Origin of the sequence: Pseudomonas sp., assembly GCF_033723075.1 — a bacterium.
Classification (GTDB): Bacteria; Pseudomonadota; Gammaproteobacteria; order Pseudomonadales; family Pseudomonadaceae; genus Aquipseudomonas.
In genome coordinates this window covers 68,925-87,566 of sequence record NZ_JAWVXU010000013.1, presented here as the reverse complement: position 1 = coordinate 87,566, position 18,642 = coordinate 68,925, and the positions used below count along the sequence as shown (strand labels likewise).

At 65.8% G+C, this 18,642-nt stretch carries 23 protein-coding genes; 17 read left to right on the top strand and 6 right to left on the bottom strand.

Annotated elements, in window-relative coordinates:
• Window positions 1–27 precede the first annotated feature (27 nt).
• The 16 genes from R3355_RS16230 (at window position 28) to apbC (ending at window position 13,123) form a co-directional block, all read left to right on the top strand.
• Window positions 28–444: a DUF4426 domain-containing protein gene (locus R3355_RS16230; protein ID WP_318962099.1), complete on the top strand. Its 417-nt coding sequence runs from the start codon at window positions 28–30 to the stop codon at window positions 442–444.
• A complete protein-coding gene (rdgB, locus tag R3355_RS16225) occupies window positions 444–1,040 on the top strand; it encodes an RdgB/HAM1 family non-canonical purine NTP pyrophosphatase (protein ID WP_318962098.1) in 597 nt (198 codons plus the stop codon). Before R3355_RS16230 ends, rdgB begins: the two co-directional genes overlap by 1 nt.
• 5 nt (window positions 1,041–1,045) lie before the next feature.
• On the top strand, window positions 1,046–2,233 hold the full coding sequence (gene hemW / locus R3355_RS16220) for a radical SAM family heme chaperone HemW (protein WP_318962097.1): 1,188 nt from the start codon (window positions 1,046–1,048) through the stop codon (window positions 2,231–2,233).
• Between the two features lie 34 nt (window positions 2,234–2,267).
• Entirely contained in the window at window positions 2,268–2,591 is a 324-nt protein-coding gene (locus R3355_RS16215) for a DUF3392 domain-containing protein (RefSeq protein WP_318962096.1), read from the top strand.
• A 377-nt stretch (window positions 2,592–2,968) separates the two neighbouring features.
• Window positions 2,969–4,339: an ABC transporter substrate-binding protein gene (locus R3355_RS16210; RefSeq protein ID WP_318962095.1), complete on the top strand. Its 1,371-nt coding sequence runs from the start codon at window positions 2,969–2,971 to the stop codon at window positions 4,337–4,339.
• 60 nt (window positions 4,340–4,399) lie between these two features.
• Entirely contained in the window at window positions 4,400–5,290 is an 891-nt protein-coding gene (locus tag R3355_RS16205) for an ABC transporter permease (protein WP_413243526.1), read from the top strand.
• A complete protein-coding gene (locus tag R3355_RS16200; protein WP_318962094.1) occupies window positions 5,287–6,156 on the top strand; it encodes an ABC transporter ATP-binding protein in 870 nt (289 codons plus the stop codon). Before R3355_RS16205 ends, R3355_RS16200 begins: the two co-directional genes overlap by 4 nt.
• 72 nt (window positions 6,157–6,228) lie before the next feature.
• A complete protein-coding gene (locus R3355_RS16195) occupies window positions 6,229–6,972 on the top strand; it encodes a GntR family transcriptional regulator (RefSeq protein WP_318948632.1) in 744 nt (247 codons plus the stop codon).
• A 9-nt stretch (window positions 6,973–6,981) separates the two neighbouring features.
• Window positions 6,982–8,724, top strand: a complete 1,743-nt coding sequence (locus R3355_RS16190) for a fumarate reductase/succinate dehydrogenase flavoprotein subunit (protein ID WP_318962093.1) — start codon at window positions 6,982–6,984, stop codon at window positions 8,722–8,724.
• 107 nt (window positions 8,725–8,831) lie between these two features.
• A complete protein-coding gene (locus tag R3355_RS16185; RefSeq protein ID WP_298113781.1) occupies window positions 8,832–9,065 on the top strand; it encodes a ferredoxin family protein in 234 nt (77 codons plus the stop codon).
• A gap of 15 nt (window positions 9,066–9,080) precedes the next feature.
• Window positions 9,081–10,040 (top strand): HEAT repeat domain-containing protein, encoded by a 960-nt coding sequence (locus tag R3355_RS16180; RefSeq protein WP_318962092.1) that lies wholly within the window; start codon window positions 9,081–9,083, stop codon window positions 10,038–10,040.
• Window positions 10,041–10,143: 103 nt separating this feature from the next.
• Entirely contained in the window at window positions 10,144–10,467 is a 324-nt protein-coding gene (gene fdxA / locus R3355_RS16175) for a ferredoxin FdxA (protein WP_318962091.1), read from the top strand.
• A 2-nt stretch (window positions 10,468–10,469) separates the two neighbouring features.
• Complete coding sequence (locus tag R3355_RS16170) at window positions 10,470–10,643, top strand: hypothetical protein (protein ID WP_318948636.1); 174 nt, start codon at window positions 10,470–10,472, stop codon at window positions 10,641–10,643.
• Between the two features lie 18 nt (window positions 10,644–10,661).
• Window positions 10,662–10,988, top strand: a complete 327-nt coding sequence (locus tag R3355_RS16165) for a gamma-butyrobetaine hydroxylase-like domain-containing protein (protein WP_318962090.1) — start codon at window positions 10,662–10,664, stop codon at window positions 10,986–10,988.
• Window positions 10,985–11,995 (top strand): YeiH family protein, encoded by a 1,011-nt coding sequence (locus R3355_RS16160; protein ID WP_318962089.1) that lies wholly within the window; start codon window positions 10,985–10,987, stop codon window positions 11,993–11,995. Before R3355_RS16165 ends, R3355_RS16160 begins: the two co-directional genes overlap by 4 nt.
• A 27-nt stretch (window positions 11,996–12,022) precedes the next feature.
• Window positions 12,023–13,123, top strand: coding sequence for an iron-sulfur cluster carrier protein ApbC (gene apbC / locus R3355_RS16155; RefSeq protein WP_318962088.1), 1,101 nt, complete (start codon window positions 12,023–12,025; stop codon window positions 13,121–13,123).
• 63 nt (window positions 13,124–13,186) lie between these two features.
• On the opposite strand, the gene R3355_RS16150 is transcribed toward apbC, so the two are convergent.
• The 5 genes from R3355_RS16150 to R3355_RS16130 all read right to left on the bottom strand — a co-directional run bounded on the left by R3355_RS16150 (window position 13,187) and on the right by R3355_RS16130 (window position 17,131).
• Window positions 13,187–14,530, bottom strand: coding sequence for a DUF1329 domain-containing protein (locus R3355_RS16150; RefSeq protein WP_318962087.1), 1,344 nt, complete (start codon window positions 14,528–14,530; stop codon window positions 13,187–13,189).
• Between the two features lie 200 nt (window positions 14,531–14,730).
• A complete protein-coding gene (gene trmB / locus R3355_RS16145) occupies window positions 14,731–15,450 on the bottom strand; it encodes a tRNA (guanosine(46)-N7)-methyltransferase TrmB (protein ID WP_318962086.1) in 720 nt (239 codons plus the stop codon).
• Window positions 15,451–15,467: 17 nt separating this feature from the next.
• Window positions 15,468–16,262, bottom strand: a complete 795-nt coding sequence (locus tag R3355_RS16140; RefSeq protein ID WP_318962085.1) for a thiazole synthase — start codon at window positions 16,260–16,262, stop codon at window positions 15,468–15,470.
• Between the two features lie 139 nt (window positions 16,263–16,401).
• Entirely contained in the window at window positions 16,402–16,602 is a 201-nt protein-coding gene (thiS, locus tag R3355_RS16135; protein WP_318950690.1) for a sulfur carrier protein ThiS, read from the bottom strand.
• Between the two features lie 151 nt (window positions 16,603–16,753).
• Window positions 16,754–17,131 (bottom strand): DUF423 domain-containing protein, encoded by a 378-nt coding sequence (locus tag R3355_RS16130; RefSeq protein WP_318962084.1) that lies wholly within the window; start codon window positions 17,129–17,131, stop codon window positions 16,754–16,756.
• A gap of 67 nt (window positions 17,132–17,198) precedes the next feature.
• Between R3355_RS16130 and mtgA the strand changes: the two genes are divergently transcribed.
• The gene (gene mtgA / locus R3355_RS16125) at window positions 17,199–17,933 is read left to right on the top strand and encodes a monofunctional biosynthetic peptidoglycan transglycosylase (protein ID WP_318962083.1); all 735 of its coding nucleotides are present in this window, start codon (window positions 17,199–17,201) and stop codon (window positions 17,931–17,933) included.
• Window positions 17,934–18,006: 73 nt separating this feature from the next.
• Here the strand turns inward: mtgA and R3355_RS16120 are convergent, their stop codons facing one another.
• Window positions 18,007–18,624, bottom strand: coding sequence for a hypothetical protein (locus R3355_RS16120; RefSeq protein ID WP_318962082.1), 618 nt, complete (start codon window positions 18,622–18,624; stop codon window positions 18,007–18,009).
• Window positions 18,625–18,642 lie beyond the last annotated feature (18 nt).

Here is an 18,642-nt window from a genome sequence, read left to right as displayed (position 1 = left end):
AACCAGGCCATCCTGAGGAGAACCACTATGCATCGCATCGCCCTACTGTTTATCGCCCTGTGCCTGAGCCTGCCGGCACTTGCCGAACGCAAGCAAAGCTTCGGCGACCTGGATGTACACTACAGCGCCTTCAACTCCAGCTTCCTGCAACCGGAGATCGCCGCTGCAGCGGGCCTCAGCCGCAGCAAGACACAGGGCGTGCTGAATATCGCGGTGCTCAAGGCCGGCCATCCGGCCGCGGCCGTGGTCAGCGGCGAGGTGCGCAACCTGCTCGGTCAGATCCACAACCTGAGGTTCAAGCAGGTGAGCGAAGGCGAGGCCATCTACTACGTGGCCCAGTTCCCCATCGAGCAGCAGGAGATGCTGCGCTTCAGTCTCCAGATCCAGGCCGACGGCGGTAACACGCACAGCCTCGACTTCAACCAGGAACTCTTCCCCGACTGATGATTCAGCTAAACGAGCTCGTACTCGCCAGCCATAATGCCGGCAAACTCAAGGAACTCCAGGCCATGCTCGGCAACGCCGTGCGCGTGCGCTCGATCGGCGAGTTCAGTGATCTGGAGCCGGAAGAGACCGGCTTGTCCTTCGTCGAAAACGCCATCCTCAAGGCGCGCCATGCCGCACGCGTGTCGGGCTTGCCGGCGCTGGCCGACGACTCCGGCCTGGCGGTGGACTTTCTCGGCGGTGCACCGGGCATCTACTCGGCGCGTTACGCCGATGGCCAGGGTGACGCGGCAAACAACGCCAAGCTGCTCGAGGTACTGAAAGAGGTGCCGGATGCCGAGCGCGGCGCCCAGTTCGTCTGCTGCCTGGCCCTGCTGCGGCACGCCGAGGACCCGCTGCCGATCATCTGCGAGGGCCGCTGGCACGGGCAGATCCTGCATGCCGCGCGCGGTGCTCAGGGCTTCGGCTACGACCCGCTGTTCTGGGTCGAGGAGCGCCAGTGCTCCAGCGCCGAACTGGCGCCGGCCGAGAAGAACCAACTGAGCCACCGCGCCCGCGCCATGATGTTGCTCAAGCAGCGCCTGGGGCTGGCATGAACCCGATGCCCTCTCCCCCAGCCCATCTGCCGACGGGAGAGGGGAACCAAAGCGGCTTCGAGCTGCCGCCACTGGCGCTGTATATCCACATCCCCTGGTGCGTGAAGAAGTGCCCGTACTGCGACTTCAACTCCCACGCCGCCGGGCCGACGCTGCCGGAACAGGAGTACGTCGACGCCCTGCTCGCCGACCTCGACCAGGACCTGTCCCAGGTGCATGGCCGACCGCTGCGCTCGATCTTCTTCGGCGGCGGCACCCCCAGCCTGTTCTCGGCCGCGGCGCTGGGCCGTTTGCTGGCAGGCGTGGAACGACGCATCCCGTTCGCCGGCGATATCGAAATCACCCTGGAAGCCAACCCCGGCACCTTCGAACAGGCCAAGTTCCGCGACTACCGCGCCCTGGGCATCAATCGCCTGTCGATCGGCGTACAGAGTTTCCAGGCCGCCAAGCTCCAGGCCCTGGGCCGCATCCACGACGGTGACGAGGCCATCCGCGCCGCCGACATGGCGCGCGCCGCCGGCTTCGACAACTTCAACCTGGACCTGATGCACGGTCTGCCGGATCAGTCGATCGAGGATGCCCTCGGCGATTTGCGCATCGCCATCGCCCAGGCGCCGACCCACCTGTCCTGGTACCAGCTGACGGTGGAACCGAACACGGTGTTCTGGAACCAGCCGCCCGTGATGCCCGAGGACGACATTCTCTGGGACATCCAGGAAGCCGGTCAGGCGCTGCTGGCCGAGCACGGCTATGCCCAGTACGAAGTGTCCGCCTACGCCCAGCCCGGCAAGGCGGCGCGGCACAACCTCAACTACTGGAGTTTCGGCGACTTCCTCGGCATCGGTGCCGGCGCCCACGCCAAGCTGAGCAGCCCGCAGGGGGTGATCAGGCGCAGCTGGAAAACCCGCCTGCCCAAGGACTACCTGGACCCCGCAAAAAGCTTCAGCGCCGGCGAACGCCTGCTGAGTGCCGAGGAACTGCCCTTCGAATTCCTGATGAATGTGCTGCGCCTCACGGACGGCGTCGCCAGCACGCTGTTCACTCGGCGCACCGGCCTGCCGCTGACGCTACTGGCCGCGGCGCGCGAGGAAGCCGAGCAGCGCGGCCTCTTGCACAGTGACCCGGCCCGCCTGGTCGCCAGCCGCGAAGGCCAGCTGTTTCTCAACGACCTGCTGCAACACTTTCTACCCTGACCTGCTGTGCGCCACGCTGCGCTAAGGACCCCGCTTGGATCTGCTATTCGACCTGATCGCCACCCTGTCGCGCTGGAGCCGCGGCCACCTGCACGACATCGCTCTGGCCATCATGGCCACCCTGCTGGTGCTGTTCGGCCCCGGCATCAATGCCTGGGTGCAGCGCGCGATCGGCGGCCTCAACTTCTTCTTCCGCACCCTGATCTTCGTCCTGATCTGCGCGGTCGGCTACGGCCTGGCAATGGTCTTCCTCACCCCCTGGCTGGCCCAGGGCCTCGGCCACTTCAACAACTACACCCTGGCGCCGGTGTTGCTGCTGGTGTTCTTCCTGATTGGCGTGCTGGCGGATCGCAGCTAGCGGCCATTCATCCGCGGTCCTGCGACAGCCAGACCGGCGTACTGCTGCGCGAGTACGCCCCGGGGTTTTCGCCATTGATGCAGGGTCGGGCATGACCCTGCATCGCGCCTGAAACACCCCCTCCCCACTTGCCCTACTTGTTCTATCCGCCCTCGCCCTCGTCGCTCCGCCATGGCCCAGCCGCGTCAGGAGCGCACCAAGGGCGAGCAATCGATGGCCGTTTGCAAAAATGACCAACCAGTCAACTCCCGTTTAACTACCCGATAGAAAACAGGGCTATAGGGCTGTTTTCCCAATCCTTGGCACGCTGGGTGCACCTTCAAAAGCAGGCGTTATGCCCTGTTAGTACAAGTTGCCCAACCGCCAAGGTGAAGACTATGCACAACCGTAATAGCCTGCTTGCAACCACGTTTCTCGGCTCGACGCTGCTGTTCGGCGGCCCCGCCGCTGCCGAGAACATCCAGATTGGCATCGGCCATCAGAGCATGGTCACCAACACCGTTTCCGGCGGCATCGTGCTGGAGAAGCTCAAGCTGATCGAGAAATACCTGCCATCCACCGGCAAGTACGCCGACGCCAGCTACAGCATCGAATTCCGCGACTACGACTCCGGTCCGCCCATTACCAACCAGATGCTCGCCGGCAAGCTGGACTTCGGCGTGATGGGTGATTACCCGCTGATCGTCAACGGCGCCAAGTTCCAGGAAACCGGTAAGCAGCAGAGCCGCCTTATTGCGGTGACCGGCTACAACCTCAAGGGCACCGGCAACGCCATAGTGGTGCCGGCCGCCTCTTCGGTGCAGTCGCTGGCCGACCTCGCCGGCAGGACCATTTCGGTGCCGGTGGGCAGCGCCGCCTGGGGCATGACGCTCAAGGCCCTGCGCGATGCCGACCTGTTCGACAAGGTCAGCATCGCCAACCAGAGCCCGCCGGTGGGCGCGGCCAATATCGCCGCCGGCAAGATCGACGCCCATGCCGACTTCTGCCCCTGGTCGGAGATCATGGAATTTCGCGGCAGCGCGCGGAAGATCTTCGACGGCAGCGAGGCCGGCGTGCCGACCTTCCACGGCATCGTAGTGCGCGACGAATTCGCCAAGCAGTATCCGGAAGTGGTCGAGGCGGTGCTGCTGGCGACGCTGGAAGCGCAGCGCTGGATCCAGCAAGACCCGATGCAAGCCGCCACCCGGGTCGCCGAATGGACCGGCGCGGAGAAGGAGGTGCTCTACCTCTACTTCAGCAACGGCGGCATTTCCACCATGGAAGCCAGCATCAAGCCGCAGTGGGTCGAGGCGCTGAAGTACGACCACGCCCTGCTGCAGAAGGAAATGCAGATCCCCGACCTGGATTTCGCCGCCTGGATCGACGCCAGCCATCTGAAGAAAGCCTATGCCGCCAGCGGCCTGGACTACGACGCCATGGTCGCCAGCGTGGTGAGTTCGCAGCCGCGCAACCCGGCACTCAAGCCGGCGGAAATCTGGTTCAAGGACAAGGGCGTGGTCGCCTACGACAGCGTCGCCGCCATGCTCGCCGCTGCCGAGGAGGCCAAGGCCGGCGGCCAGGCGATCAACAGCACCTACGTCTACGACAACCTCAGCGGGCTCAAGCTGTTCGGCAAGGCCGCCTACCTGGTCAAGGACAAGAGCGGCGAGGTGCTGGCCTTTATGAAGAAAGCCGACTCGCAGCAGCACATCGCCCAGCACGGCAGCACCCCGCTGCCTGCTGCCGAACCGCTGGCCATGCTGCCCTGATCCGCCTGTTCGCCCCGAGCGCCGCAGAGCGCGCGGGCGCACCTGAGCCGAGGATTGACCATGAGCGTTAAACAGAACCTTGCGTTGCAGCCCGCGGATGCGGTCAGCCCTGCGCTGCTGCAGGTACCGCCAAGCCCGGTGCCGAGCGCGCCGACGCCACGCCGGCGGCGCCTGCCGGCCAATTTCGCCCACTACCTGGTGCGCACGGGCGCCCTGGTGATGGCCGTGCTGCTCTGGCACCTGGCCGCCAGCAACGACTTCAACCTGTTGCTGAATTTCGAAAACATCCCCACCCCCGTGGTGGTCGGCGAAGCCCTGCTGGTGCAACTGGCCAGCCAGGAGTTCTACCTGCATATCGGCCACAGCCTGGAACGCATCGCCATCGCCTACGGCATGGCGGTGGTCCTCGGCGTACTGCTCGGCGTGCTGATGGGCCGCTCGCGCTGGGCCGAGGACATCATCCTGCCGTATATCGAGCTGCTGCGGCCGATCCCGGCGGTGGCCTGGATTCCCCTGGCGATCCTGATGCTGCCCAGCGAGCAGTCGAGCATCGTCTTCATCACCTTTCTCGGCGCACTGTTTCCCATCGTGCTGAACACCGTACATGGCGTCGAACAGAGCCCCGACGTGCTGGTGCGCGCCGCCCGCAGCCTGGGCGCGAGCAAGCGCGCGATCCTCTGGCACGTGGTCATTCCCGGCGCCATGCCGAGCATAGTCGCGGGCCTGGCGATCGGCATGGGCGTGGCCTGGTTCTCCCTGCTGGCCGGGGAAATCATCAGCGGCCAGTACGGCATCGGCTACTTCACCTGGACCTCCTACACCCTGATCCAGTACCCGCAAATCATCATCGGCATGCTCACCATCGGCGGTCTCGGCACCCTCTGCACGCTGCTCGTGCGCAAGGCCTGCACCCCGCTGCTGCGCTGGCAAGCCAAAGGAGGCCGACCATGAACAGCGCCGTCATCGACAACCGCCTGGCCGTGCTCGACCACAGCCGCCAACGCGCCCAGACCGAGTCCAGCGGGCGCGGGCATATCCGCGTGCAGGACGTGCATATCGAGTTCGACCACAACGGCGGCAAACGCGCCGCGGTGCAGAACGCCCAACTGGAGGTCAAACCCGGCGAATTCGTCTGCCTACTCGGCCCGTCCGGCTGCGGCAAATCGACCCTGCTCAACGCCATCGCCGGCTTCGTCCAGCCGACCCGCGGCAGCTTGAGCATCGACGGCCAGGCCGTCAGCGAACCCGGCCCGGATCGCGGCATGGTGTTCCAGCAGCACTCGCTGTTCCCCTGGAAGACCGTGCGCGACAACGTCGCCTTCGGCCCGCTGATGGCCGGTGTCGGACGCAACGAGGCGATGAGCGTGGCGCGTACCTTCCTCTCCCTGGTGGGGCTGGCGGCGTTCGAGAACGCCTACCCGAGCACCCTCTCCGGTGGCATGCAGCAGCGCGTCGGCATCGCCCGCGCACTGGCCAACTACCCCAGCGTGCTGCTGATGGACGAACCGTTCGGTGCCCTGGATGCGCAGACCCGGATCATGATGCAGGAGAACCTGCTGCAGATCTGGCGCGAGTTCCGCAACACCCTGGTGTTCGTCACCCACGATATCGACGAGGCGGTGTTCCTCTCCGACCGCATCGTGGTGATGAGCGCCAGCCCCGGCCGGATCATCGCCGACATCAAGGTTTCGCTGCCACGCCCGCGCGAGCAGAGCCTGCTGACCAGCCCCGAATTCATCGCCCTCAAGCGCCAGTGCATGGACCTGATCCGTCAGGAAACCCTGTGCGCCTTCCAGCAACAGAACCAGGTGGGCTGAGCCATGAACGCACAGCCCTCACTCACGTCCGCGCTCGACATGACCTGTCATGACAGGCTGGAGGTTCCCTCCGTGAACGGTATCCAACAGCTCGCCCCTGGGCAGTCGCCGCTGCCGCTGTATGTGCAGATCCGCGACAGCCTGCGCCAGCAGATACTCGAAGGCAGCTACGCGGTGCATGCCCGCCTGCCCTCGGAGAATCAGCTGATGCAGGCCTATGGCGTCAGCCGCATCACCATCCGCCAGGCCCTGCGCGACCTGCACAACGAGGGCCTGGTATTCAGCGCCCAGGGCAAGGGCACCTACGTCAGCAAGCCCAAGGCGGTGCAGAACGTGCAGCGCCTGCAGGGCTTCGGCGAGGCCATGGCGGCCCAGGGTTACGAGGCCACCGCACGCCTGCTGAGCATTCAGCAGCGCAAGCCGCCCAAGGCGGTGGTCGCCGCTCTGCACCTGGCCCCCGGCGAAGACGTGGTCGAGGTCAAGCGCGTGCGCTACCTCAACCGCGAGGCGGTGTGCGTGGAGAACAGCTACTTCCCCCTGGATATCGGCCGCCGGCTGTTCGGCCTGGACCTGTCCGGCGACATCTTCCCGATGCTGGAAAACCTCTTCGGCATCGCCCTCGGCCGCGCCGATATCGGCCTCGACGCCATGCTCGCCGACGACGAGGTGCAGCACCTGCTGGGCCTCAAGGCCGGCGAAGCGATCCTGCGGGTCGAGCGCCTGACCCACGACCGCGGCGGCCGCCCGATCGATTTCGAATACCTCTGCTACCGCGGCGACTCATTCAAATACCAGTTCCGAGTGGATCGGAAATAGGAGACGACAATGACTACCACCCATATCAATGGCATCCCGGTGATCGACACCGACGTGCTGGTAATCGGCGGCGGCACCGCCGGCCCGATGGCCGCCGTGACCGTCAAGGAACTGGACCCGACGCTCAAGGTAATCCTGCTGGAGAAGGCCAACGTCAAGCGCTCCGGCGCCATCTGCATGGGCATGGACGGCCTCAACAACGCCGTGGTCCCCGGCCACGCCACGCCCGAGCAGTACGTCAAGGAAATCACCATCGCCAACGACGGCATCGTCCACCAGCCGGCGCTGCTGGCCTACGCTCAGCGCTCGTTTCCGATGATCGAGAAGCTCGACTCCTGGGGCGTGCATTTCCAGAAGGACGAAACCGGCGACTACGACATGAAGAAGGTCCACCACCTCGGCACCTATGTGCTGCCGATGCCCGAGGGCCACAACGTCAAGAAGATCCTCTACCGCCGCCTGCGCCGGGTGCGGGTGGAGATCGAGAACCGCTTCCAGGCCACCCGCCTGCTGAAGGACGCCGACGGCAATATCGCCGGGATGATCGGGGTCAACACCCGCACCGCCGAGCCGATCATCATCCGCGCCAAGGCGGTGATCATGGCCACAGGCGCCGCCGGGCGCATCGGCCTGCCGAATTCCGGCTACCTGTTCGGCACCTACGAGAATCCGGCCAACTGTGGCGACGGCCATGCCATGGCCTACCACGTCGGCGCCGACCTGGTGAACCTGGAGTGCTTCCAGGTCAACCCGCTGCTCAAGGACTACAACGGCCCGGCCTGCGCCTACGTCACCGGCCCGCTCGGCGGCTTCACCGCCAACGCCTATGGCGAGCGCTTTATCGAGTGCGATTACTGGTCCGGGCAGATGATGCTGGAGTTCTTCAAGGAGCTGGAATCCGGCACCGGCCCGGTGTTCCTCAAGCTCGATCACCTGGCCGAGGAAACCATCCAGGAAATCGAGACCGTGCTGCACACCAACGAACGGCCGACCCGCGGGCGCTTCCACGAAGGCCGTCAGGTCGACTACCGGCAACGGATGGTCGAGATGCACATCTCCGAAATCGGCTTCTGCTCCGGCCACTCGGCCTCCGGGGTGTGGACCGACGAGACCGGCGCGACCACGGTGCCGGGCCTGTACGGTGCCGGCGACATGGCCTCGGTGGCGCACAACTACATGCTCGGCGCCTTCGTCTACGGGCAGATCTGCGGCGAAAGCGCCACCGCCTTCGCCCAGGCGCGCGGCGAGATTGAGCTCGACGAGGCCTTTATCGCCGCCGAACTGGAACGCATCCAGGCACCGCTGCTGGTCAAGGACGGCATTCCGCCGGAGCAGATGGAATACAAGGTGCGGCGCCTGGTGAACGATTACCTGCAGCCGCCGAAGGTCACCAAGAAGCTGGAGATCGGCCTGGAACGCATCCTCGCCGTGCGTGCGGACCTGCCCAAGCTCTGCGCCGCCGACCCCCACGAACTGCTGCGCGCCCTGGAAGTGCAATCGATCATCGACTGCGCCGAGATGGCCGCCCGCGCCTCGCTGTATCGCACCGAATCGCGCTGGGGGCTGTACCACTACCGGGTCGATTTCCCCGAGCAGAACGACGCCGAGTGGTTCTACCACAGCCGCCTGTTCAAGGACGCAGACGGCCAGATGGCCCACGGCAAACGCCCGGTCGCCGACTACGTGGTGGCCCTCGGCGAAGAGAAGGACGCCTACAGCAAGTTGCGCGTGAAAAAAGCCGCCAATGCCTGATAGCCGGAATAACTGATCCCTGTGGGAGGGGCTTTAGCCGCGAAAGCATCTGAGACATCTCGCGGCTAAAGCCCCTCCCACAAAACCTGTTTGGAGAGGAAACCACCATGCCCGTAGCCAACCACCGTTCCAGCGTTCCCGTCGTCGTCGACGAGGACAAATGCATCGCCGACAAGGGCTGTCGCGTGTGCATCGACGTCTGCCCGCTGGATGTCCTGTGGATCAACCCGGACAGCGGCAAGGCCCATATGAAATACGACGAGTGCTGGTACTGCATGCCCTGCGAGACCGACTGCCCGACCGATGCGGTGAAAGTGAACATCCCCTATTTGCTGCGCTGATCAAGGAACTACCCCATGAAGCACTACGACGATCCTCAACTGCAGAGCCTCGCCGCAAACCTCACCTCGGCCGACCCCGCGATCCGCCGGGTGGCGGTACTCGAACTGGTCGATTGCGCCGAGCCGCAAGCGGCCGAGCTGCTGATCCTGGCCCTCAACGACCCCGATCCCTCGGTGCGCCAGGAAGCCGCCAAGGTGGTCGACGAGTTCGATGCCGCGGATATCGCCGATGCGCTGATCGCCGCCCTAGACGATCGCGACGAGGTGGTGCGCAACGCCGCCGCCCATGCCCTCGCCGACCTCAAGGACCCGGCCGCCGCCATGCCGCTGCTCGCCGCACTGGAACAGAGCCAGGACAGCTTTGTGGTCGCCGGCATCCTCCGCGCGCTCAAACCGCTGCGCACCCCGGCAGCCCAGGCCCCGGCGCTGGCCCGCCTGAACGATGCCGATGCCCAGGTGCGCCGCGAGGCGGTGGCGGTGATCGGCTGGCTCAAGCAGCCGGAGAATCTACCGGCGCTGATGCAGCGCGCCCAATACGATCCCGATGCCGAGGTGCGCCGCGCCGCAGCCGGCGCCCTGGTCTACGCCACACCCGAGCAGGTCGGCCCGAGCCTGATCGAGATCCTCCAGGACGAGCACTGGCAGGTGCGCGTCGAAGCCGCTGTCAGCCTCGGCAAACTGGATTGCCAGGCGGCGCTGCAATCCCTGGTCGACGCGACCCACGACAGCTTCTGGCAGGTCCGCGAAAAAGCCGTCGACGCCCTCGGCAAGCTCGCCGCGGTCGGCGCCATCCCGGCCCTCGGCGTCTGCGCCCGCGACCCCATGAGCAACCTGCGCAAGGCGGCCATCGGCGCCCTCGGCAGCATCGGCCACAGCGCCGGCCGGCCCTTCGTCGAAACCGCCATGGACGACCCCGACCCGGACGTGCGCAAGCTGGCCCGCTGGGCCCTGTCGAAACTGGATGCCGCCGCTTAAGGCCGGCTGGCAGGCATCCCGTGGGAGGGGCTTCAGCCGCGATTCGCTGGCAACCAAGCGTCGCGGCTGAAGCCCCTCCCACCCATGAAGCGAGGAAGACCCGATGACCTACGTAGTGACCGAAAACTGCATCCGCTGCAAATACACCGACTGCGTCGAGGTGTGCCCGACCGATTGCTTCCACGAAGGCCCGAACTTTCTGGTGATCAACCCCGAGGCCTGCATCGACTGCAGCCTGTGCGCGCCGGAATGTCCGGCCGACGCGATCTTCGCCGACAAGGAAGTGCCGCCCGAGCAGAGCCATTTCATCGAGCTGAATGCCGACCTGGCGCAATTCTGGCCGCTGCTCAGCCAGACCCTGGCGCCCCTGGTCGACGCCGACGCCTGGGTCGACCAGGCCGACAAGCTGCAATTTCTGGAGCGCTGACCGTGCCCGAGCGCTTTAAACCCTGGTTCGAACGCGCCCTGCTGGCGGCGTTGATCGCCAGCGCCGCAGCCACCGGCAGCGCGCGGCCGCTGGACAATGAGCAGCGCCAGGTCAAGCCGCCGGAAGTGCCGACCCTGCTGGTTCCCAACGGTGAACCGCCGCTGCCGGTGAAATAGCGCCTACTGGAGAAAAGCATGTCCACAAGCACCCAGATCCTGACCGCCGCCCCCAGCGAAATCCGCCTGCGCAAGGCGCAGAAAACCCTCGAAGTGCTCTGGCCGGATGGCCAGCTCAGCCGACTGAGCTGCCTGGCCCTGCGCAAGAGCTGCGCCTGTTCGGCCTGCATCCAAAGCCGCCAGCGCGGCGCCCTGAGCCTGATCGACGCCGATGTCGGCGTCGACAAGCTGCAAGTCTCCGGCATCAGCGGGCTGCAGCTGTTCTTCAGCGACGGCCACTACCGCGGGCTCTATCCCTGGGCGTACCTGCGCGAACTGGGCGAACTGGGCGAGCGCCTGCGATGAACCCACGCGCCCCGCAACTGCTGGCCCCCTCGTTCGTCAGCCTGCGCCGCCTGTATCCCGGCATCGCCCTGGGCGTGGTGCTGGCGCTGGCCGGCAGTTTTCTCGCCGAACATTACGGCGCGCCGGCGCTGCTGCTGGTTCTGCTGCTGGGCTTCGGCTTCGCCAGCCAGGCCGGCGATGCGCGCCTGCAACCGGGGGTGGGTTTTTGCAGCCGCCAGGTGCTACGCATCGGCGTGGCCCTGCTCGGCGCGCGCATCGGCATCGAGCAGGTGCTGGCGGTCGGCAGCCTGCCGCTGCTGGTGGTGCTCGGCAGCACGCCGCTGATCATAGGCGCGGCCTTGGCCCTCGGCCGCTGGCTGCGCCTGCCGACCCTGCACAGCCTGGTCGCCGGGGTGGCGGTGGCGATCTGTGGGGTGTCGGCGGCCATAGCCGTGGCCGCGGTGATTCCCGCCGGACGCCTGGAAGAACGTCGCCTGCTCGGCGTGGTGGTCGGCGTCACCGCCCTCGGCACCCTGTCGATGCTGCTCTATCCGCCGCTGCTGGCGGCCCTCGGCTACAGCGCCCTGGACAGCGGCCTGCTGCTCGGCGCCAGCATTCACGACGTGGCCCAGGCCGCCGCGGCGGGTTATCTCGTCTCGGACAGTGCCGGCGATGTCGCCACCCTGACCAAGCTGCTGCGGGTCGCCCTGCTGGCGCCGCTGGTGTTGCTGCTCGGCGTGCTGCTGCGCAGTCGCGAGAGCAGCGGCGGCGAGTTTCCCTATTTCCTGCTGGGCTTTCTCGCCCTGTTCGGCCTCAACAGCCTGGGCTGGCTGCCGACCGGCCTGCGCGAGGTGCTGGTCGCCGCCTCCCAGGCCTGCCTGCTGCTGAGCATGGCCGCGCTGGGCATGCGCACCAGCCTCGGCGAACTGCTGGCCCTGGGCTGGAAGCCCTTTCTTCTGCTGGTGCTGCTAAGCGCCGGCCTGTTGCTGACGGCGATGACGCTGCTGGCGCTGCTTGGCCCCGCATAACCACCAACCTTATCCGAGGAACACGCCATGAACGCTTGCGCCCCGCACCTTGTACCCACCCCATTGCTGCGACAGGCCGAACTGGCCCTCGGCCAATGGATCGACCCTTACCTGGGCTGCGATCTGCTGTCGGCCAATGCCGTGCGCAGCCTGGATGCAACGGGCGGGCAGTTGCACCTGACGCTTCAACTGGGCTTTCCGGCCGAGGGTTACCGGCAAATCCTGGCGGAACAACTGCGCAGCCACTTGCTGGCGCAAACGGGCGCCGAAGCGGTGGCGATCCAGGTGGCCTGGGCCGTGGAGGCGGCACCCGCTACCGTCCAGGCCCTGCCCGCGGTCAAGCAACTGATCGCGGTGGCCTCGGGCAAGGGCGGGGTGGGCAAGTCCACCACCGCGACCAATCTGGCCCTGGCACTGGCCGCCGACGGTGCACGGGTCGGCATGCTCGATGCCGATCTCTACGGTCCCAGCCAGCCGCGATTGCTCGGCCTGTCTGGCCTGCCGGAGAGCCGCGACGGCAAGCTACAGCCCATGCTCGGCCATGGCCTGCAGTGCATGTCGATTGGTTTTCTGGTCGACGAGGAAGCCCCGGTGATCTGGCGTGGGCCGATGATCAGCCAGGCGCTGACCCGTCTGCTGAACGAAACTGCCTGGGATGACCTGGATTATCTGATCGTCGACCTGCCGCCGGGCACTGGCGATATCCACCTGACCCTGGCCCAGCGCATGCCGGTGTCCGCCGCGCTGATCGTCTCCACGCCCCAGGACATCGCCCTGCTCGATGCGCGCAAGGGCCTGCGCATGTTCGACAAGGTCAATGTGCCGGTGCTTGGCATTATTGAAAACATGAGCATCCACGTCTGCAGCCAGTGCGGCCATGAAGAACACATCTTCGGCAGCGGCGGCGCCCGACGCATGGCCGAGCAGTACGGCAGCCAGCTGCTCGGCGAGCTGCCGCTGGACATAGGCATCCGCATTGGCGCCGACGCCGGCCAGCCGATAGTCGTCAGCGCACCCGAGGGCAGCCTGGCCCAAACCTACCGCGACATCGCCCGGCGCAGCACCGCGCGCCTGTCCTTGCAACCCCACCAGGCCAGCCTGCAGCTGCCGGCAATCATCGAGGCCTGAGCAAAGCAGGCCAAGTAGACGAAGCCGCCCATTCCGGCGGCTTTGTCTCGGACTAGATCAGCCTCAATTACCTTCGCGGCGCAGCGCCTGCGGGGTGAAGTCGCGCGGACTCAGACGGGCGTTGAAGTCGTACATCGGCTCGTTGTTGTCCAGGCCGTCGACGAAGTAGCGACCACCCTTCAAGTCGTAGAGACTCTCCAGGGTGCTGCCGAACATCGGCACGTCGTAGTAGCTGATCGGGTGGCTTTCCTGCAAGCCGACCAGCGCACCGTGCTGGTCGTACAGGTCGACCGCGAGGATCTGCCAGCTGTCCTCGTCGAGGTAGAAACGCCGCTTGCCATAGGGATGGCGGAAGCCCTTGCGCAGCTTGGCGTCGACCACCCACACGCGGTGCAGCTCATAGCGCAGCAGCTCGGGGTTGAGCGTGTTGCGCTTGAGGATCCGCTCGTAGGCTATGTCCTGCTGGTGCACCTTGTAACTGTTGTAGGGCACCAGCATCTCCCGCTTGCCGAGCAGCTGCCACTCATAGCGATCCGGCGCACCGTTGTAGGAGTCGACCACGTCGGCGGTGACCAGGCCGTTGGTGTCCGGGCGCAGGGTGTCGTAGGCCAGCATCGGCAGACGGCGCACGCGCCGTTCGCCGCGGCTGTAGCGCCAGACCTTGCGGATCGCCAGCACCTGGTCAAGGGTTTCCTGCACCACCAGCGCCGAGCCTGCCAGCATGGCCGGGGCGATCACCTTATATTTGTAATAGAACAGGGTGTTGTCCAGGTCCTGCGGGCTCATGCCTTCGCGGCCATAGCGGAAGTAGACATCACGCTCCAGCTTGAGCAGGTTGTAATCGCCATTGGCGAGCACCGCAGCCTGGTTGGTGACCATGCTGAGCTGCTCACCGCGGTAGCGCATGATGTGGTTCCAGATGGCTTCCAGGCCGTTCTGCGGCAGCGGGAACGGGATCCCTGCCGCAGCGCCTTCGACGCCATTGCCGTCGGAGATCAGCTCGGCACTCAGGGCGTTGAACTGGGTGGCGTCGTAGATGCGCGGCGGCGCCGCGGCACTGCGCCGGGTTGGATAGACGCTCAGGAAGTAATCCGGATTATTTGCCAGCAACTGCTTCAGGCCTACCGGCAATTGCGCCTGGTGCTGACCGAGGTTGTGGCTGTCGACCCGATACAGCGGCGCATCGTCGGCGTAAGGATCGGGATGGTGCATGCCAGGCCGGTAATTGGCCGGCGGTTGCGCCAGCCCGCCACCCCAGGGCGGGATGGTGCCGGCGGCGTTGCCGCCGCGCTCGCCACCCAGTGGGGTGAGATCCTGGCCCAGGCGCGCAGCCTGGACACTGTCGATCTTGGCCTGCGCCTGCAGCGCAACGACCGCCAGCAGCAGAATTGAACCTACTCTCAACACAACGAACTCCTCACGGCAGTTGGCGTCTGGTGCCACTGCTTTTTTGTGCCCGCCTCTACAGGAGGGCGGACTTTATATGCTTCGATATTGCGGTGAGGAGCCGTCCTGGCGCCGGGTGGTCCCGATCTTGTGCAAGCGTCCTGTGGCTGTCGTGCAGCCGGGGCGCGCCGCTGGTTGCGGCGCGTGGAACTTCTATTCTGCTAGCTCTCGCGCTGGAACTTCAGATCCCAAACGCCATGACCGAGGCGCTCGCCGCGGCGCTCGAACTTGGTGGTCGGCCGCTCCGGCGGGCGCTCCACGCAACGGCCGTCGGCGGCCAGGTTGTGGTAACCGGGCGCCACGTTCATCACTTCCAGCATGTGTTCGGCGTAAGCTTCCCAGTCGGTGGCCATGTGCAGCACGCCACCGAGCTTGAGTTTCTGCCGCACCAGTTCGGCAAATGCCGGCTGGACGATCCGGCGCTTGTGATGACGCGACTTGTGCCAGGGATCGGGAAAGTACAGTAGCAAGCGGTCGAGGCTGGCATCAGCCACACAGTTGCGCAGCACTTCCATGGCATCGCAGCTGTAGACCCGCACATTGCCGATGTTCTGCGTCATCAGGCCGTTGAGCAAGGCGCCGACACCTGGCGAATGCACCTCGACACCGATGAAATCCTGCTCGGGCGCCGCCGCCGCCATTTCCAGCAGGGACTGGCCCATGCCAAAACCGATTTCCAGGGTACGTGGGGCACTGCGGCCGAATACTGCATCGAAATCTGGAGCGCCTGCATCCAGTTCCAAACCAAATTTGGCCCAGCCTTGATCGAGGCCGCGCTGCTGGCCTTCGGTCATGCGCCCGGCACGCATCACGAAACTCTTGATCGCGCGATGCTTGGAGGTGTCTTCAGCCGGCTCAGGCTGTTGCTGCAAATCAGTCATGCTGTGCTCGTTACTTGTTACTTAATAAGGCCATCCAGCGGCGAAGAGGCGCTGGCATAGAGTTTCTTCGGCATGCGCCCGGCCAGGTAGGCCAGGCGGCCAGCTTCGATCGCGTATTTCATGGCCTCGGCCATCAGCACCGGGTTTTGCGCATGGGCGATGGCGCTGTTCATCAGCACCGCCTCGCAGCCCAGCTCCATGGCGATGGTGGCATCGGACGCGGTGCCCACGCCGGCATCGACCAGCACCGGTACGGTGGCTTCTTCGAGGATGATGCGCAGGTTATACGGGTTGCAGATGCCCAGCCCGGTGCCGATCAGGCCGGCCAGCGGCATCACCGCGATGCAGCCCATCTCGGCCAGCCGGCGGGCGATGATCGGATCGTCGCTGGTGTAGACCATCACGTCGAAACCGTCCCTGACCAGCACTTCGGCGGCCTTGAGGGTTTCGATCACGTTGGGGAACAGGGTCTTCTGGTCGGCCAGTACTTCCAGCTTGACCAGCTTGTGGCCGTCGAGCAGCTCACGGGCCAGGCGGCAGGTGCGCACGGCCTCGTCGGCGTCGTAGCAGCCGGCGGTATTGGGCAGGATGGTGTAGCGCGAAGGCGGGATCACGTCGAGCAGGTTCGGCTCACCCGGATTCTGACCGATATTGGTGCGGCGCACGGCGACCGTGACGATCTCCGCCCCCGAGGCTTCGATGGCCGCACGGGTCTCGTCGAGATCCTTGTACTTGCCGGTGCCGACCAGCAGACGCGACTGATAGGTCCGGCCGGCCAGGGTAAAAGGCTTGTCGCTACGTACTTGGCTCATTGCAAACTCCTAGCTGGGCGCCTGATGACAGGCCTTTGGAAATGTAGCGAGCGATGACTGGGCCGGAGCGCCTGGCAGGACTCGCATTCGAGACTGGGTCAACACGGCCTGGCCGAGCGCAGCAGTTCTCAACGGCCTGTTAGCCGCCACCAATCGCGTGCACCACTTCAACCCGGTCACCTTCGCGAAGCGCGGTGGCGGCATGCTGGCTGCGCGGCACTATATCCAGGTTGAGCTCGACCGCTACCCGGCGTTCAGTCAGATCCAGACGGCCGATCAGGTCGGCAACGGTGGCGCCATCGGCCAGCTCGAATGATTCACCGTTCAACTGAATACGCATAACGGGGCAGTCACAACTTGGGAAGGGGCGGGCATTCTAGCCCGATCACGGACGATGACCAAGGCCAAAGGAGGCCATGCGCCCGGCATTCTGACGTGCGGGTCAGGTTAGCCGTCACTTACAACGTCATGCGCCACGCCGGTAGCCATCATCAGCGCCTGGGTAAGCGCCAGGCCATCAGGCCGAGGCACAACCAGCCAGCCAGAAAGGCCAGGCCGCCGAACGGCGTGATGATACCGAGTCCGCCGATGCCGCTGAGGGTCAGCAGATACAGGCTGCCGGAAAACAGCAGAATGCCCAGGGTGAAACAGCCACCGGCCAGATTCACCAGGCGGCCCGGTGCCCGCAGCGCCAGCAGGGCGACACCGAACAGCGCCAGGGCGTGGATCAACTGGTAGTGGCAGCCGGTCTGGAACACCGCCAGGTGCTCCGGGCTGAGCCTATTTTTCAAGCCATGGGCGGCGAAAGCCCCGAGGGCGACACCGGTAAAACCGGTCAAGGCGGACAGCAACAACCATAGACGCGCCATGCATCACTCCAGACAAGGGAACTGCGGCCGCTATAATGGCCGGCAAACTCAGCCTGGCCAAGCCCGCATGTTTCGCTCCATCCGCCGCCTCCTGTTCAAACTGCTGCTCTACCTCATGGCCGGCTCGGCTCTGCTGGTGCTGGTCTTGCGCTGGGTGCCGCCACCCGGCACGGCCCTGATGGTCGAGCGCAAGATCGAATCCTGGGTCGACGGCAAGCCCATCGACCTGCAGCGCAGCTGGCGCCCCTGGAGCGAGCTGCCGGACGACCTGAAGATCGCGGTGATCGCCGGCGAAGACCAGAAATTCGCCGAGCACTGGGGCTTCGATGTCGCGGCAATCCGCGCGGCGCTGGCGCACAACCAGCAAGGCGGCTCGTTGCGCGGCGCCAGCACGCTGAGCCAGCAGGTGGCGAAAAATCTGTTTCTCTGGTCCGGCCGCAGCTGGCTGCGCAAAGGCATCGAACTCTGGTTTACCGGCCTGATCGAGTTGCTCTGGCCGAAACAGCGGATTCTCGAGGTGTACCTCAACAGCGCCGAGTGGGGCAATGGCGTATTCGGCGCCGAAGCCGCGGCGCGCCATCACTTCAATACCGGCGCGCCCTACCTGTCGACCCAGCAGGCCAGCCAACTGGCCGCCGTACTACCAAACCCGCGGAACTGGAGCGCCAGTCGGCCCAACGCCCACGTCAGCCGCCGCGCGGCCTGGATCCGCCAGCAGATGCGCCAGCTCGGCGGCAGCCACTACCTCAGCCGCTTGCAAGCGGCGCGCCCGGACTGGTGGCCGCACTGGCTGAAAGTCTGAAACCCCGCACAAACGCCGCCCAGTAGCCGGATGCAATCCGGGACGGATGCCAAGCCCCCGGATTGCATCCGGGCTACAGATTGCGCTTACCCAGCGCATCGCGCGGCACCACCTGCAACAGCAGCAGCTGCTCGTCTGCGGTATGCGCGGTCAGCCCCGCCTCGGGATAGACCCAGGCCTGGCCTTCGTCCAACTCCAGGCGCAGGCGCGGCTGGCCGACACTGCTGAGCAGACGTTCGGCGGCCACGGCCTGCCGTGGTTTGAGGGCCAGGCCGACGATGGCGTGGTTGCCCAAATCGGCCAGCAGCTGCCTGCCGAGCGGCTGTTCATCGTCGCGCGCGTCCAAGCCGGCCGCGGCCATCAGGCTGGCGCGCTCGGCCTCGCCCAGCTCGAGTTCGGCCTCCAGCGCCCAGGGCTCGCCACTCGCCTGCCAATCCGCGCGGTAGAGCAGGCGCGCCCCATCCAGCCGTGGCTGCAGCCAGAGCTCGCCTTCCACCTGAGTTCGCAACATGGCCAGGCTCAGGCGGTTATCGGCCAGGGGCACGAGCACCGCCGCCTGCCACTCGGCCAGCCAGGGCAGCGGTGCCGGTGCAGGTTGCGGGCGCTTCAGCCAGGCGCCCCAGGCGAAGAACAGCAGGGCGACGGCAACGAAGATCAGGCCATGCTGCAGGCGCAGGGGTGGCAGATTCATTAACATTCTCCAGACAGA

Bases quoted from the DNA above. Each gene is read 5' to 3' on its own strand.
- R3355_RS16230 (WP_318962099.1), top strand. From the start codon at position 28: ATGCATCGCATCGCCCTACTGTTTATCGCCCTGTGCCTGAGCCTGCCG.
- rdgB (WP_318962098.1), top strand. From the start codon at position 444: ATGATTCAGCTAAACGAGCTCGTACTCGCCAGCCATAATGCCGGCAAA.
- hemW (WP_318962097.1), top strand. From the start codon at position 1,046: ATGCCCTCTCCCCCAGCCCATCTGCCGACGGGAGAGGGGAACCAAAGC.
- R3355_RS16210 (WP_318962095.1), top strand. From the start codon at position 2,969: ATGCACAACCGTAATAGCCTGCTTGCAACCACGTTTCTCGGCTCGACG.
- R3355_RS16205 (WP_413243526.1), top strand. From the start codon at position 4,400: ATGAGCGTTAAACAGAACCTTGCGTTGCAGCCCGCGGATGCGGTCAGC.
- R3355_RS16200 (WP_318962094.1), top strand. From the start codon at position 5,287: ATGAACAGCGCCGTCATCGACAACCGCCTGGCCGTGCTCGACCACAGC.
- R3355_RS16190 (WP_318962093.1), top strand. From the start codon at position 6,982: ATGACTACCACCCATATCAATGGCATCCCGGTGATCGACACCGACGTG.
- R3355_RS16185 (WP_298113781.1), top strand. From the start codon at position 8,832: ATGCCCGTAGCCAACCACCGTTCCAGCGTTCCCGTCGTCGTCGACGAG.
- R3355_RS16180 (WP_318962092.1), top strand. From the start codon at position 9,081: ATGAAGCACTACGACGATCCTCAACTGCAGAGCCTCGCCGCAAACCTC.
- fdxA (WP_318962091.1), top strand. From the start codon at position 10,144: ATGACCTACGTAGTGACCGAAAACTGCATCCGCTGCAAATACACCGAC.
- R3355_RS16165 (WP_318962090.1), top strand. From the start codon at position 10,662: ATGTCCACAAGCACCCAGATCCTGACCGCCGCCCCCAGCGAAATCCGC.
- R3355_RS16160 (WP_318962089.1), top strand. From the start codon at position 10,985: ATGAACCCACGCGCCCCGCAACTGCTGGCCCCCTCGTTCGTCAGCCTG.
- apbC (WP_318962088.1), top strand. From the start codon at position 12,023: ATGAACGCTTGCGCCCCGCACCTTGTACCCACCCCATTGCTGCGACAG.
- trmB (WP_318962086.1), bottom strand. From the start codon at position 15,450: ATGACTGATTTGCAGCAACAGCCTGAGCCGGCTGAAGACACCTCCAAG.
- R3355_RS16140 (WP_318962085.1), bottom strand. From the start codon at position 16,262: ATGAGCCAAGTACGTAGCGACAAGCCTTTTACCCTGGCCGGCCGGACC.
- thiS (WP_318950690.1), bottom strand. From the start codon at position 16,602: ATGCGTATTCAGTTGAACGGTGAATCATTCGAGCTGGCCGATGGCGCC.
- R3355_RS16130 (WP_318962084.1), bottom strand. From the start codon at position 17,131: ATGGCGCGTCTATGGTTGTTGCTGTCCGCCTTGACCGGTTTTACCGGT.
- mtgA (WP_318962083.1), top strand. From the start codon at position 17,199: ATGTTTCGCTCCATCCGCCGCCTCCTGTTCAAACTGCTGCTCTACCTC.
- R3355_RS16120 (WP_318962082.1), bottom strand. From the start codon at position 18,624: ATGAATCTGCCACCCCTGCGCCTGCAGCATGGCCTGATCTTCGTTGCC.